This window comes from Streptomyces lavendofoliae (assembly GCF_014649735.1).
GTDB lineage: Bacteria > Actinomycetota > Actinomycetes > Streptomycetales > Streptomycetaceae > Streptomyces > Streptomyces lavendofoliae.
The window spans coordinates 197,460-210,873 of sequence record NZ_BMTP01000012.1 but is presented as its reverse complement, the minus strand read 5'-3'; the positions used below and the strand labels follow the sequence as shown (position 1 = coordinate 210,873).

The 13,414-nt window shown below is 73.5% G+C and carries 13 protein-coding genes and 1 pseudogene; 9 read left to right on the top strand and 5 right to left on the bottom strand.

The features are described 5' to 3' along the window. Positions 1–27: 27 nt before the first annotated feature. Entirely contained in the window at positions 28–219 is a 192-nt protein-coding gene (locus IE109_RS22730) for a DUF1918 domain-containing protein (protein WP_189552865.1), read from the bottom strand. 171 nt (positions 220–390) lie between these two features. Between IE109_RS22730 and IE109_RS22725 the strand changes: the two genes are divergently transcribed. Both IE109_RS22725 and IE109_RS22720 read left to right on the top strand, forming a co-directional pair. Next, positions 391–828, top strand: coding sequence for a GNAT family N-acetyltransferase (locus IE109_RS22725; RefSeq protein WP_189552864.1), 438 nt, complete (start codon positions 391–393; stop codon positions 826–828). Positions 829–859: 31 nt separating this feature from the next. After that, complete coding sequence (locus IE109_RS22720; RefSeq protein ID WP_189552863.1) at positions 860–2,017, top strand: methyltransferase; 1,158 nt, start codon at positions 860–862, stop codon at positions 2,015–2,017. 24 nt (positions 2,018–2,041) lie between these two features. Here IE109_RS22720 and IE109_RS22715 read toward each other — a convergent pair whose 3' ends face one another. Continuing rightward, the gene (locus tag IE109_RS22715) at positions 2,042–2,566 is read right to left on the bottom strand and encodes an AraC family ligand binding domain-containing protein (RefSeq protein WP_189552862.1); all 525 of its coding nucleotides are present in this window, start codon (positions 2,564–2,566) and stop codon (positions 2,042–2,044) included. A gap of 279 nt (positions 2,567–2,845) precedes the next feature. Here IE109_RS22715 and IE109_RS22710 point away from each other — a divergent pair. Together IE109_RS22710 and IE109_RS22705 are read left to right on the top strand one after the other, a co-directional pair. After that, positions 2,846–2,959: pseudogene (locus IE109_RS22710) on the top strand (VOC family protein); the annotation flags it as partial. A 160-nt stretch (positions 2,960–3,119) separates the two neighbouring features. Further along, positions 3,120–5,525, top strand: coding sequence for an ATP-binding cassette domain-containing protein (locus IE109_RS22705; RefSeq protein ID WP_189552861.1), 2,406 nt, complete (start codon positions 3,120–3,122; stop codon positions 5,523–5,525). Positions 5,526–5,855: 330 nt separating this feature from the next. Here the strand turns inward: IE109_RS22705 and IE109_RS22700 are convergent, their stop codons facing one another. Together IE109_RS22700 and IE109_RS22695 are read right to left on the bottom strand one after the other, a co-directional pair. After that, positions 5,856–6,860: a MerR family transcriptional regulator gene (locus IE109_RS22700; RefSeq protein ID WP_189552860.1), complete on the bottom strand. Its 1,005-nt coding sequence runs from the start codon at positions 6,858–6,860 to the stop codon at positions 5,856–5,858. Beyond that, on the bottom strand, positions 6,854–7,534 hold the full coding sequence (locus IE109_RS22695) for a HEAT repeat domain-containing protein (RefSeq protein WP_189552859.1): 681 nt from the start codon (positions 7,532–7,534) through the stop codon (positions 6,854–6,856). Before IE109_RS22695 ends, IE109_RS22700 begins: the two co-directional genes overlap by 7 nt. Positions 7,535–7,660: 126 nt before the next feature. Here IE109_RS22695 and argC point away from each other — a divergent pair, with 126 nt between their 5' ends. The 5 genes from argC (at position 7,661) to IE109_RS22670 (ending at position 12,675) form a co-directional block, all read left to right on the top strand. Then, entirely contained in the window at positions 7,661–8,689 is a 1,029-nt protein-coding gene (argC, locus tag IE109_RS22690; RefSeq protein ID WP_189552858.1) for an N-acetyl-gamma-glutamyl-phosphate reductase, read from the top strand. A gap of 204 nt (positions 8,690–8,893) precedes the next feature. Further along, positions 8,894–10,045 carry a bifunctional glutamate N-acetyltransferase/amino-acid acetyltransferase ArgJ gene (gene argJ / locus IE109_RS22685; RefSeq protein WP_189552857.1) on the top strand — a complete coding sequence of 384 codons (1,152 nt, stop codon included), beginning with the start codon at positions 8,894–8,896 and terminating at the stop codon, positions 10,043–10,045. Then, positions 10,042–10,944, top strand: a complete 903-nt coding sequence (gene argB, locus IE109_RS22680) for an acetylglutamate kinase (RefSeq protein WP_189552856.1) — start codon at positions 10,042–10,044, stop codon at positions 10,942–10,944. Before argJ ends, argB begins: the two co-directional genes overlap by 4 nt. Further along, a complete protein-coding gene (locus IE109_RS22675) occupies positions 10,941–12,137 on the top strand; it encodes an acetylornithine transaminase (RefSeq protein WP_189552855.1) in 1,197 nt (398 codons plus the stop codon). Before argB ends, IE109_RS22675 begins: the two co-directional genes overlap by 4 nt. Positions 12,138–12,144: 7 nt before the next feature. Next, a complete protein-coding gene (locus IE109_RS22670; RefSeq protein WP_189552854.1) occupies positions 12,145–12,675 on the top strand; it encodes an arginine repressor in 531 nt (176 codons plus the stop codon). A 13-nt stretch (positions 12,676–12,688) separates the two neighbouring features. Here IE109_RS22670 and IE109_RS22665 read toward each other — a convergent pair whose 3' ends face one another. After that, on the bottom strand, positions 12,689–13,414 hold the full coding sequence (locus IE109_RS22665; RefSeq protein WP_189552853.1) for a L,D-transpeptidase family protein: 726 nt from the start codon (positions 13,412–13,414) through the stop codon (positions 12,689–12,691).

Here is a 13,414-nt window from a genome sequence, read left to right as displayed (position 1 = left end):
GGGGCGCCGCCGGTTTCCGGACGCTTCCTAGCCGGGCTCCTTGTGGCGCACGACGCTGTCGGGGCCCGGGGACATCACGGTCTCGTGACCGTCGTCGAAGCGGACGCGGTACGGAGGTGTCCCGTCCGGCCCGAGCACCTCGATGACCTCGGCGGTCCTGTCGTGCTGGCCGACGATCCTGCCGTGCACCAGCAGTGTGTCGCCCACGGTCGCATGCATCGAGTGGCCTCCTCGCACCGGTTTGCCCTGATTGTCGTTCCGTAGGGGGAGTCTACGTCCGGGGGTGTGGTCCGCGTCACCCGGAGCGAGCCGTGCGGGGGCCGGCCGGCCGCGGGTGACACCGTGGCCCGGACCACAGACAACCCGGCCCCGCCCTGCCAGAGTCCGATCATGGACGAGACGACGACAGCCCTGGACGCGTACGAGATCTCCACCGACGCCGCCCGGCTCGACCGGGCCCGCGTCCACCACTGGCTCTCGACCGACGCGTACTGGGCCCTCGGTCGCAGCCGCGAGAAGCAGGACCGCGCCATCGACGGATCGCTCAACTTCGGCGCGTACGAGACCGCCTCGGGCGAACTCGTCGCCTACGCCCGCGTCGTCACCGACCACGCGACCTTCGCCTGGCTCTGCGACGTCTACGTCGACCGGTCCACCCGCGGCAAGGGCCTGGGCACCGCGCTGGTCGAAGCGGTACGCGACCACCTCGCCCCCTTCGGCGTCACCCGCGTCGTGCTCGCCACGCACGACGCGCACGGCGTGTACGCGAAGGCCGGCTTCGAGCCGCTGGACGTGCCGGAGCACTGGATGGCGCTCCGGTTCCGGTAGCCCCCGGCCCACCGGCTAGCCTGGGCGGACAATGAACCGTCTGACCACGCCATGGGGCGCGTACGAGCTCGCCCGCTTCCCCGAGGACCCGCGCGACCGGCTGCGCGCCTGGGACGCCGCCGACGAGTACCTGCTGAACCACCTGGCCGACTCCCCGCTCCCCGCCTCCGGCACCGTGGTCGCGGCCGGCGACCGGTGGGGCGCCCTGGCCACCTCGCTCGCCGGGCGGTTCCCCGCGCAGGTCGTCCAGATCACCGACTCGTACCTCACCCGCGAGGCCACCCGCGCCAACCTCGCCCGCAACGGGATCGACCCCGGCGCCGTCCGCCTGCTGACCACCCGGGACGCCCCGCCGCAGCGCGTCGACGTCCTCCTGGTCCGGGTCCCCAAGAGCCTCGCCCTGCTGGAGGACCAGCTCCACCGCCTCGCCCCGGCCGTCCACCCCGGGACCGTCGTCGTCGGCACCGGCATGGTCAAGGAGATCCACACCTCCACGCTCACCCTCTTCGAGCGCGTCCTCGGCCCGACCCGTACGTCCCTGGCCGTGAAGAAGGCCCGCCTCATCCACTGCGCGCCGGACCCGGACCTGCCCCGCTCGCCCGGCCCCTGGCCGCTTCGCTACGCCCTGCCCGCCGACGCGCCCGCCCCGGTCGCAGGCCGGACCGTGGTCAACCACGCGGGCGTCTTCTGCGCCGACCGGCTCGACATCGGCACCCGATTCTTCCTGCGGCACCTGCCGCGCGGCCTCGGCCGCTCCCGGGTCGTCGACCTGGGCTGCGGCAACGGCGTGGTGGGCCTCGCGGTGGCACTGGCCGAGCCCGGCGCACGCCTCCTGTTCACCGACGAGTCGTACCAGGCCGTGGCGTCGGCCGAGGAGACCTTCCGGGCCGGAGCGGGACCGGACGCCGAGGCGGAGTTCCTGGTGGGGGACTGCCTCGCCGGCGTACCCGCCGGGTCCGTGGACCTGGTCCTCAACAACCCGCCCTTCCACAGCCACCAGGCGACGACCGACCTCACGGCCCGCCGGATGTTCTCCGGAGCCCGCCGGGCGCTGCGCCCCGGCGGCGAACTGTGGGTCGTCGGCAACCGGCACCTCGGCTACCACGTGACCCTGCGCCGCATCTTCGGCAACGCCGAAGTCGTCGCGAGCGACCGGAAGTTCGTCGTCCTGAAGGCCGTGCGGAAGTAGCGGGGCGGGCGGGCGCCGCCCGGTTCAGCCGGCCGCCAGCCGGGACCCGCACCACCCGCAGAAGCGGACGCCGGACCCGTCGGGCGCGAGCCGGCCGCACTCGGGGCACACCCGGTCGAGGAGGCAGGCGGGCTCGCCGCCCTCCGGCTCCTCCGCCACGGGGGCCGCGGCGCTGGTACGGGCGGACGCCGCACCGATCGACAGCCCCGGGCGGCGGCGGTGCACCGTGAGGTACGCCAGCCCCTCCGGCCCGGCCGCCATACCGCGCCGGGCGCCGCGCGGCAGCCACACCAGGCACCCCGCCCCTACGGTCCGTTCGCCCTCGGCGGTGTCCAGCCGTCCGGTGCCCTCCACGACGTACAGCAGGACGTCCAGGTCGGGCTCGACATGGCCGGCGACCCGGCTGCCGGCGGCCAGACGCACCACGTTGGCGTCCAGTTGCCTGCCGTCCTCCGCGAGCCGCCACAGCGCGCCGCTCCGGTCGGCGGACACCTCCCGCGTCACGTCCGGCACACGGGCGAGCACCGCAGCCAAGGGGTTCGCTGCCACCCTTTCCTCCCGAGTCGCGCCATGGGGTCGAAGCAGCGGATATTACCGGTTGCCCTGCCCAGGCATCAGCGTGACCGAGGTCCGCCGCGCGGTCGGCCGCACCTCGCGCGGGTCGTTCGGCTCGCGCTTCCCGCGACCGGCCGGGGAGAGCCCCGGCGCCTGCCGGGCCCTCCGCCACGATGCCGCACGCCGCGTTCCCGGCGTGCGTGGCCAGGATCCGCGCACGACCGGTCAGGATCGGAGAAGCGGGATCCTCCGCCGCCTCGTAGCGTCGTGACCATGGACATCAAGCTCGCGCGGTGCTTCGTCGCGGTCGACGACCACGACCGGGCGCTCGCCTTCAACCGCGAGGTGCACGGCCCGGAGGTGCGCGACGACGTCGGGTTCGAGGGGACCCCGCGCGCCCGGAGCCTTCCCCGGGCGCCCTCCCGGACGCGCCCGTGACGCCGCCGCCCGGAATTCCGGGCGCGCGTGCCGTACCGGCCGGATAATCGAGCCACGCGAGGCCGAGGCGGACCGCGCAGGGCGGTCCCGCCCCATGGATGGAGACCCGATGAGCACGGCCGACAGGGCCACCACGACCGGCGTGCGGACCGCTGTGCCGCACATAGCCGACAGCCACGATCTGATCCGCGTCCACGGCGCGCGGGAGAACAACCTCAAGGACGTCAGCATCGAGATCCCGAAGCGCCGGCTGACGGTGTTCACGGGTGTGTCCGGTTCGGGCAAGAGTTCCCTGGTGTTCGACACCATCGCCGCCGAGTCGCAGCGGCTGATCAACGAGACGTACAGCGCCTTCGTGCAGGGCTTCATGCCCACGCCGGCGCGGCCCGAGGTCGACGTCCTCGACGGGCTGACGACGGTGATCACCGTCGACCAGCAGCGGATGGGCGCCGACCCCCGCTCCACCGTCGGCACGGCCACCGACGCCAACGCGATGCTGCGCATCCTCTTCAGCCGCCTCGGGGAGCCGCACATCGGCCCGCCGGGCGCGTACTCGTTCAACGTCGCCTCCGTGCAGGCGAGCGGCGGGTTCCGGGTCGACCGCGGCGCCGACAGGACCCGGACCGAAAAGGTGACCTTCAGCCGCACCGGCGGCATGTGCACGCGCTGCGAGGGCCGGGGCACGGTCTCCGACATCGACCTCACCCAGCTCTACGACGACTCCAAGTCGATCGCCGAGGGCGCGTTCACCATCCCCGGCTGGAAGTCGGACAACGTGTGGACGGTGGGCGTCTACGCCCAGTCGGGCTTCCTGGACCCCCACAAGCCGATCCGCACGTTCACCAAGAAGGAGATGCAGGACTTCCTCTACCGCGAGCCCACCAAGGTGAAGGTCAACGGAGTCAACCTCACCTACGAAGGGCTGATCCCCAAGATCCAGAAGTCGTTCCTGTCCAAGGACAAGGAGGCGATGCAGCCGCACATCCGGGCGTTCGTCGAGCGGGCCGTCACCTTCACGACCTGCCCCGACTGCGACGGCACCCGTCTCACCGAGGCGGCCCGGTCGTCCAGGATCGGCGGAATCAGCATCGCCGACGCGTGCGCGATGGAGATCAGGGACCTGGCCGGCTGGGTCCGTGACCTCGACGAGCCGTCGGTGGCACCGCTGCTGACCGCGCTGCGGCAGACGCTCGACTCGTTCGTGGAGATCGGGCTCGGCTACCTCGCCCTGAACCGGTCCTCCGGCTCGCTGTCCGGCGGTGAGGCACAGCGCGTGAAGATGATCCGCCACCTCGGGTCGTCGCTCACCGACGTCACATACGTCTTCGACGAACCCACCGTCGGTCTCCACCCGCACGACATCCAGCGGATGAACGACCTGCTGCGGCGGCTGCGCGACAAGGGCAACACGGTGCTCGTCGTCGAGCACAAGCCGGAGACGATCGTGATCGCCGACCATGTCGTCGACCTCGGCCCGGGCGCCGGCGCCGCGGGCGGCACCGTCTGCTTCGAGGGCACCGTCGAGGGCCTGCGGGCGGCCGGCACCATCACCGGCCGCCACCTCGACGACCGGGCCGCCCTCAAGGAGACGGTCCGCAAGGCCACCGGCACCCTGGCGATCCGCGGCGCGACGGCGAACAACCTGCGCGACGTCGACGTCGACATCCCGCTCGGGGTGCTCACCGTCGTCACCGGCGTCGCGGGTTCCGGCAAGAGCTCGCTCGTCCACGGGTCGATCCCGGCGGACGAGGGCGTCGTCTCCGTCGACCAGACCCCGATCCGGGGGTCGCGGCGCAGCAACCCGGCGACGTACACCGGGCTGCTCGACCCGATCCGCAAGGCGTTCGCCAAGGCCAACGGCGTGAAGCCGGCGCTGTTCAGCGCCAACTCCGAGGGCGCCTGCCCCACCTGCAACGGCGCCGGCGTCATCTACACCGACCTGGCGATGATGGCCGGTGTCGCCACCACCTGCGAGGAGTGCGAGGGCAAGCGGTTCCAGGCGTCCGTCCTGGAGTACCGCCTCGGCGGCCGTGACATCAGCGAGGTGCTGGCGATGCCGGTCACCGAGGCCGCGGAGTTCTTCGCCGACGGCGAGGCACGCACCCCGGCCGCCCACCGGATCCTCGGCAGGCTCGCCGACGTGGGCCTCGGCTACCTCACCCTCGGGCAGCCGCTGACCACCCTGTCCGGCGGTGAGCGGCAGCGGCTCAAGCTGGCGACCCACATGGGCGACAAGGGCGGCGTCTACGTCCTGGACGAGCCGACCACCGGCCTCCACCTCGCCGACGTCGAACAGCTCCTCGGGCTGCTGGACCGGCTGGTCGACTCCGGCAAGACGGTCATCGTCATCGAGCATCACCAGGCGGTGATGGCACACGCCGACTGGATCATCGACCTGGGCCCCGGCGCGGGCCACGACGGCGGCCGGATCGTCTTCGAGGGCACCCCCGCCGACCTGGTCGCCGACCGGTCCACCCTCACCGGCGAACACCTCGCCGCCTATGTCGGAGCCTGACCCGGCGCCACCCGTGCCCCGGTGCCGGGTGCCCCCGCGGGGCGGTACCGGGGCGTGGCCGGTCGGTCTTGGCCGGTCGCGCCCGGCGGCACGGCGCGGACCGGCCCGGACCGGCCGGCGGCCCTTCGGCAGTCGGGGCAGGGACGGCCGAGCGTCGCGGTTGGACGCCGGCCGGAGGGGCGGGCGCCGTGCCGCCGCAGCCCGCCGGAAGTTCCGCCGCCCCCTCGCCGGAGGCGGCGGCACCGTTCCCGGACCCCTCCGCCCGGCGCGGGCCGCCCAGGGCCCCTCCGCCCGGCGCGGGCCGCCCACAGGTCCGGCGGAGGGAACTCCTCAGCGTGCCTCGCGCGTCCGAAGGAGGTACGCCGCCGTCAGCGCGACGGCGGGGTCCCGGTCGTGCGACAGCTCCGCGAGGGCACGTGCCGCCACCGTTCCCGGGACGTCCGCCAGCGCCTGGGTCAGCCGCCCGCGCGCGGACGCTCCCGGGGCGGCTCGGGCGAGGCGGTCGACGAGCCCGGTCGCAATCCTGTCGGCCGTCGCGGCGTCACTCGCCAACGCGCCCAGCGCATCGGCCGCGTCGGTGTCGTTCCTTCCCTCCACGATCATGTCGATGAGCGCCGGGACGGCTTCGGTCACGCCGCGCGTCCCGAGTGCCGGCGCCGCGTACCGGCGGACCACGGCGTCGGGGTGCGCCAGAGCTTCCCGCAAGCGCGAGGCGGCCTCCTCGCCGGGCATCCCGGCCAGGGCCCGCACCGCGCGTTCACGCACCGCGGCCACCGGTGAGCCGAGGCCCTCGGCCAGGAGTGCCGGGCCACCGCCGCCCGACCGTGCCAGCGCCCAGCGAAGGGCCCCCGCGACGTTCGGATCCGTCTCGCTCAGCACGGCCTCCACGAGGGCCTCCACCGGCACCGGGACCTCGTCGGCCGCGGAAAGGGCCGCCCGCTGCCGCGTGCCCGCGCTCTTCGAGCCCAGTGCCTGGAGGAGCGCGACGGCCTGGAGGACGTCCTCCCAGCCGGCGGGGTCCGTGGCGTCGATCCGGCGCAGCCGGGTGAGCAGCTCCGTCTCGGCCGCGACGCGTTCGCGTGTCCGGCGGACGAGGTCCCCGACGAGCGCCGAGGGCGCGAACCCGGGATCGTCGAGCGCGCGCCCGATCTCGCGCAGGGACAGCCCCAGCGACCGCAGGCTCTCCACGTGGAAGATCCGCCGGATGTCCTCGCCGGAGTACTCCCGGTAGCCGGATCCCGTCCGGCCGGAGGGCCGCACCAGGCCGAGCGACTCGTAGTGCCGGAGCATGCGGGCGCTGACCCCGGACCGCCGCGCCACCTCACCGATCAGCACGCCCCGTCGTCCCCCGGCGCCGGTCCCCCGAGTGCCACGACGCGCTTGGCCTCCTCGATCGCGTACTCGAATCCGGTGTCCGGCTCGCGCAGCAGCCGCCGGGTGGCGAGCGCGTGGGCGCGCGCACGCGGGTCGGCGGACGTCCCGGCCGCCCGCAGGGCCGGTACCACCACCTCACCCAGCGCGACCAGCGCCCGGCTCAGACTGAGCTGCGTCTCCCGACCACCGCGCCCGAGCTGTGTCACCAGTACCGCGGCGAGGCCGGGCTCCCCGCCCTCCGGTACGAGCACGACCGCGGCGCGCCAGGCGCTCCGCGCCACCTCGTCGTCGGCGTCCAGCAGCAGCGCCGGTGTGATCGCCGGCCAGGCCCGCCGGTCACCGATCTTGGACAGGGTGTGCAGCGCCTGGCTCCGCGCCCGCGAGCGTTCCGAGCGGACCTCGCGGACCAGCGCGGGAAGCGTCATGGACACCGGGTGGCGGGTGAGCGCCCAGGTCAGCGTGTCCCGGACGAAGAACTCCGGCTCGATCGCGCACCGCTCGACGAGCTTGTCGACGAAGCGCGGGTCGGGCGTCGTGCCCATCGTCAGAGCGGCCCGCAGCCGCACCGACGCCCGCCCGTCCTCCAGCCCCCGGAACGCCCCGGCCGCGTCCGTTTCCTCTCCCATGGCCGTCATCGAGACCACCTCCTCGGCAACCAGTGAAGACCTTGCCACCGTGTCAAGGTCAACAACGGTCATCGGAAGCACTTTGCATAAAACTGCGGCACTGCGTATAGTCATGCCATCGATGAGGAGGGTTCGATGGCAGTACGAGCAGCAGTGGCGGGCGCGAGCGGATACGCGGGCGGAGAGGTGCTCCGTCTGCTCCTCGGCCACCCCCGGGTCGAGATCGGCGCGCTGACCGGCCACTCCAACGCCGGCCAGACGCTCGGCGCGCTGCAGCCGCACCTGGTGCCGCTCGCCGACCGGGTCCTCGAGCCGACCACCGCCGAGGCCCTGGCCGGTCACGACGTCGTCTTCCTCGCCCTGCCGCACGGCCAGTCCGCCGCCGTCGCCGAGCAGCTCGGCGACGATGTCCTGGTCGTCGACATGGGCGCCGACTTCCGGCTCAGGGACGCCGCCGACTGGGAGCGGTTCTACGGCTCCGCGCACGCCGGCACCTGGCCCTACGGCCTCCCCGAACTGCCGGGTGCCCGCGCCGCGCTGGAGGGGGCCAAGCGCGTCGCGGTGCCCGGTTGTTACCCCACCGCCGTGTCGCTGGCGCTCTTCCCCGCGTACGCCGGCGGCCTCGCCGAGCCCGAAGCGGTGATCGTCGCCGCGACCGGCACCTCCGGCGCGGGCAAGGCGCTCAAGCCGCACCTGCTCGGCTCCGAGGTCATGGGCTCCATGAGTCCGTACGGCGTCGGCGGCGGCCACCGGCACACGCCCGAGATGATGCAGAACCTCGGCGCGGTCGCCGGCGAGCCGGTCACCGTCTCCTTCACCCCGACCCTCGCCCCCATGGCCCGCGGCATCCTCGCCACGTGCAGCGCCAAGGCGAAGCCGGGCACCACGGCCGACGACGTCCGGGCCGCGTACGCCAAGGCGTACGCCGACGAGCCGTTCGTCCACCTCCTTCCCGAGGGTCGCTGGCCGGCGACGGCGTCCGTCTACGGCTCCAACGCCGTGCAGGTCCAGGTCGCGTACGACGCGGCGGCGGGTCGCGTCATCGCGATCAGCGCCATCGACAACCTCACCAAGGGCACCGCCGGCGGCGCGGTGCAGAGCATGAACATCGCCCTCGGGCTCCCCGAGGACACGGGCCTTTCCACGATCGGAGTCGCACCGTGAGCGACGCGCGCGTGGCCGCCGGGCCGCGGTCGACGACGATGCGCGCGCTTTCGGGCCGCGCGGGCGGAGAAGCGAACGGAGCGGCAGGGTGAGCGACGCGCGGGTGGCCGCCGGGCCGCTGAGGTGCACGATACGCGCGCTTTCGGGCCGCGCGGGAGACAGGGACATCAACCGCCACCACGGCGGGGCGAACGGAGAAGCACAGTGAGCGTGACGGCAGCAAAGGGATTCACGGCGGCGGGCGTCGCCGCCGGGATCAAGGCGAACGGCAACCCGGACCTGGCCCTCGTGGTCAACGCCGGGCCGCGCCGTGCCGCCGCGGGCGTCTTCACCTCCAACCGCGTCAAGGCCGCGCCCGTCCTGTGGTCCGAGCAGGTCCTGAAGACCGGCGAGCTGCGTGCGGTCGTCCTCAACTCGGGCGGCGCCAACGCCTGCACCGGCCCCCAGGGCTTCCAGGACACCCACGCCACCGCCGAGAAGGTGGCCGAGGTCCTGGAGATCGGCGCGGGCGAGGTCGCCGTCGCCTCCACCGGGCTCATCGGCGTCCCGCTGCCGATGGACAAGCTCCTCCCGGGGGTGGAGAAGGCCGCCAAGGAGCTGTCCGAGCACGGCGGCGAGAAGGCCGCCATCGCCATCAAGACCACCGACACCCTCCACAAGACGTCCGTGGTGACGACGGACGGCTGGACCGTCGGCGGCATGGCCAAGGGCGCGGGCATGCTCGCCCCCGGCCTCGCCACCATGCTCGTCGTCCTCACCACCGACGCCGACGTCGACGCACCCACGCTCGACAAGGCGCTGCGTGATGCCACCCGCGTCACCTTCGACCGGGTCGACTCCGACGGCTGCATGTCCACCAACGACACCGTCCTGCTGCTGGCCTCCGGCGCCTCCGGTGCCACCCCCGCGTACGCGGACTTCGCCGAGGCCGTGACCCGGGTCTGCGGCGACCTGAGCCGTCAGCTCATCGGCGACGCCGAGGGCGCGTCCAAGGACATCCGCGTCGAGGTGGTCAACGCGGCGAGCGAGGAGGACGCCGTCGAGGTGGGCCGCTCCATCGCCCGCAACAACCTCCTCAAGTGCGCCATCCACGGCGAGGACCCCAACTGGGGCCGGGTCCTGTCCGCCATCGGCACCACGAACGCCGCCTTCGAGCCCGACCGGCTGAACGTCGCCATCAACGGCGTCTGGGTCTGCAGGAACGGCTCGGTCGGCGAGGACCGCGACCTCGTCGACATGCGGTACCGCGAAGTGAAGATCACCGCCGATCTCGCGGCCGGCTCCGAGTCCGCGGTCATCTGGACCAACGACCTCACCGCCGACTACGTCCACGAGAACAGCGCGTACAGCTCATGAGCACGACACGGAAGCACACCGCCCTGCCCAAGGCGCAGATCCTCATCGAGGCCCTGCCCTGGCTCACCCGCCACCACGGCAAGACCGTCGTCATCAAGTTCGGCGGCAACGCCATGATCGACGAGGAGCTGAAGGCGGCCTTCGCCCAGGACGTCGTCTTCCTGCGCCACGCCGGGCTGCGGCCCGTCGTGGTCCACGGCGGCGGCCCGCAGATCAGCGCCCAGCTCGACAAACAGGGTCTGGTCAGCGAGTTCAAGGCGGGCCTGCGCGTCACCACCCCCGAGGCGATGGACGTCGTCCGGATGGTGCTCGCCGGACAGGTCCAGCGCGAGCTCGTGGGGCTGCTCAACCAGCACGGCCCGTTCGCCGTCGGAATGACCGGCGAGGACGCCCACACCATCACCGCCACCAAGCACCGGCCGCGGATCGAGGGCGAACTCGTCGACATCGGCCGCGTCGGGGAGATCACCCGGATCGACACCGGTGCCATCGAGGCACTGCTGGACAACGGCCGCATCCCGGTCGTGTCCTCGATCGCCCGTTCCGAGGACGACGGACATGTCTACAACGTCAATGCTGATACGGCGGCTGCGGCACTCGCTGCGGCGCTGGGTGCCGAGACCCTGATGGTCCTCACCGACGTCGAGGGCCTCTACGAGGACTGGCCGCACAGCGACGAGGTCATCAGCCGGCTCACCGCCGGCGAGCTGGAGAAGCTGCTGCCCGAGCTCTCCAGCGGCATGGTCCCCAAGATGGAGGGCTGCCTGCACGCCGTGCGCAACGGCGTCACCACCGCGCGCGTGATCGACGGGCGCGTGCAGCACTCGATCCTGCTGGAGATCTTCACCGACGAGGGCATCGGCACGATGGTCGTGCCGGACGCGCAGGGGGAGTCATGACCGGAAACGAGCACCTGACCGGGCGCTGGCAGGGCGCGCTGATGGACAACTACGGCACGCCCCGGCTGCCGCTGGTACGCGGTGAGGGCGCCAGGGTCTGGGACGCGGGCGGCACCGAGTACCTCGACTTCGTCGGCGGCATCGCCGTCAACGCCCTCGGCCACGCGCACCCCGCCGTCGTGGAGGCGGTGTCGCGGCAGATCGGCGCCCTCGGCCACGTCTCCAACCTCTTCGTCGCCGAGCCGCCGGTGGCCCTCGCCGAACGGCTGCTCCAGCTGCTCGGCCGCCCGGGGCGGGTCTTCTTCTGCAACTCGGGCGCCGAGGCCAACGAGGCCGTCTTCAAGATCGGGCGGCTGACCGGCCGGACCCACATGGTCGCCACCACCGGCGGCTTCCACGGCCGGACGATGGGATCCCTCGCCCTGACCGGCCAGCCCGGCAAGCAGGAGCCGTTCCTTCCGCTGCCCGGGGACGTCACCCATGTCCCGTACGGGGACGCCGACGCGCTCCGCGCGGCCGTCACCGACCGGACCGCGTTCGTCATCATCGAGCCGATCCAGGGCGAGAACGGCGTCGTCGTCCCGCCGCCCGGCTACCTGAAGGCCGCCCGGGAGATCACCCGCGCCACCGGCACGTTCCTCGTCCTCGACGAGGTGCAGACCGGCATCGGGCGGTGCGGCCACTGGTTCGAGCACCAGGCGCACGGCGTCGAGCCGGACGTCGTCACCCTCGCCAAGGGCCTGGGCGGCGGCCTGCCGATCGGCGCGACCGTCGCGTTCGGCCCGGCGGCCGACCTGCTGAGGCCCGGCCACCACGGCACGACGTTCGGCGGCAACCCCGTCGCGTGCGCCGCCGGACTCGCCGTACTCGACACCCTCGCCGCCGACTCCGCCCTCGACGAGGTCAAGCGCCTGGGCGGGAAGCTGCGCGACGGAATCGAGGCGCTGGGCCACTCGCTGGTCTCCCATGTCCGTGGTGCGGGCCTGCTGCTGGGTATCGTGCTCACCGAGCCCCTCGCGCCTCAGGTGCAGCAGGCGGCTCAGGACGCCGGCCTCCTGGTGAACGCGCCCGCTCCCGATGTCGTACGGCTCATGCCGCCGCTCGTCATCGGTGACGACGAGGTGGACGCCTTCCTCCGGGCCCTGCCCGGCGTCCTCAGCAGCGTGAACGGGGAAGGACGAGCCGGAGAATGAGACGACGATGACCGACGCGCAGGACCTCGAGCACGGCGGGCCGTCCGTTCCGCAGACCCGCACCGCACGCCACCGCCGGATCGTGGACATCCTCAACCGGCAGCCGGTGCGCTCCCAGAGCCAGCTGGCGAAGCTGCTCGCCGACGACGGGCTGAGCGTCACCCAGGCGACGCTCTCCCGGGACCTCGACGAGCTGGGCGCGGTGAAGATCCGCAACACCGGCGGCGAACTGATCTACGCGGTGCCCAGCGAGGGCGGTTTCCGCACCCCGCAGGCCCCGCTCGGCGAGTCGGCCAAGGAGGAGCGGATGCGGCGCCTCTCGGGCGAGCTGCTGATCTCCGCCGAGGCATCCGCCAACCTGGTGGTCCTCCGGACGCCGCCGGGCGCCGCCCAGTTCCTCGCGTCGGCCATCGACCAGGCCGAGCTGCACGCCATCCTCGGCACCATCGCGGGTGACGACACGCTGCTGCTCATCTCCCGCGACCCGGCGGGCGGCCAGGCGCTGGCGGACCACCTGCTGCGGCTGGCGCAGACGTAGGCGCGGAACCGGGTCAGTACCGGGTGAGGGCGGTCGGCCCCGTCGCCGTACCGATGGCGAGGTGCGGCCGCCGCGCCGGGTCCGCCCACGCCAGGATCCGTCGCATCGCGCGGGCGGGGACGGCGACGCACCCCGCCGTCGGGCCGCGCCCCGCGACGTGCAGGAAGATGCCCGCGCCGCGCCCCCGCACCGGGCGGTCGTAGTTGAAGCCGGTCACCAGGGCGTGCGCGTACAGCCGCCCGTAGTCGACCAGGTGCTCGGCCTCGGCGGCCCGGCAGTCACGGGGCAGGCCCTCCACCCAGCGGTTGTAGGCGCGCGAGCGGTTGTCCTGGCACCACCAGGAGTCCCGCGTCACGCGGCGGTACGGGACGTCCGTGCCCGGCGGCGGGGCGTCGATGCCGAAGGCGTACGGCAGCGGGAACAGGCCCGCCGGTGTGGTCGACGTGCCCTGGAGCCGCCGGTCCCCCTCCACCAGGCCGTTCGCGCCGAACCGCGCCGCCGCCGAACCCACCCGCACCCACCGCCCGCCGCGCCGGTCCCACCAGGTCACCGTCCCGGTGGTGGACCGGGTGCCGGCTGCCTCGGCGGTGATCAGCTGGGTGCCGCCGCCGGTGTCGGCCATCCGCGCCGGCAGCGGTCGCGCGTCCCCGGGCGCGGCGGCGGCCGGCGGCGGGGCGAGCGCGCACACGGCGGCGAGGAGCGACGCGAGGGCGGACGCGGGAACGGGACCGATGCGCAT

Bases quoted from the DNA above. Each gene is read 5' to 3' on its own strand.
- IE109_RS22665 (WP_189552853.1), bottom strand. From the start codon at position 13,414: ATGCGCATCGGTCCCGTTCCCGCGTCCGCCCTCGCGTCGCTCCTCGCC.
- IE109_RS22730 (WP_189552865.1), bottom strand. From the start codon at position 219: ATGCATGCGACCGTGGGCGACACACTGCTGGTGCACGGCAGGATCGTC.
- IE109_RS22725 (WP_189552864.1), top strand. From the start codon at position 391: ATGGACGAGACGACGACAGCCCTGGACGCGTACGAGATCTCCACCGAC.
- IE109_RS22695 (WP_189552859.1), bottom strand. From the start codon at position 7,534: ATGACGGCCATGGGAGAGGAAACGGACGCGGCCGGGGCGTTCCGGGGG.
- IE109_RS22705 (WP_189552861.1), top strand. From the start codon at position 3,120: ATGAGCACGGCCGACAGGGCCACCACGACCGGCGTGCGGACCGCTGTG.
- IE109_RS22720 (WP_189552863.1), top strand. From the start codon at position 860: ATGAACCGTCTGACCACGCCATGGGGCGCGTACGAGCTCGCCCGCTTC.
- IE109_RS22670 (WP_189552854.1), top strand. From the start codon at position 12,145: ATGACCGACGCGCAGGACCTCGAGCACGGCGGGCCGTCCGTTCCGCAG.
- argC (WP_189552858.1), top strand. From the start codon at position 7,661: ATGGCAGTACGAGCAGCAGTGGCGGGCGCGAGCGGATACGCGGGCGGA.
- argB (WP_189552856.1), top strand. From the start codon at position 10,042: ATGAGCACGACACGGAAGCACACCGCCCTGCCCAAGGCGCAGATCCTC.
- IE109_RS22675 (WP_189552855.1), top strand. From the start codon at position 10,941: ATGACCGGAAACGAGCACCTGACCGGGCGCTGGCAGGGCGCGCTGATG.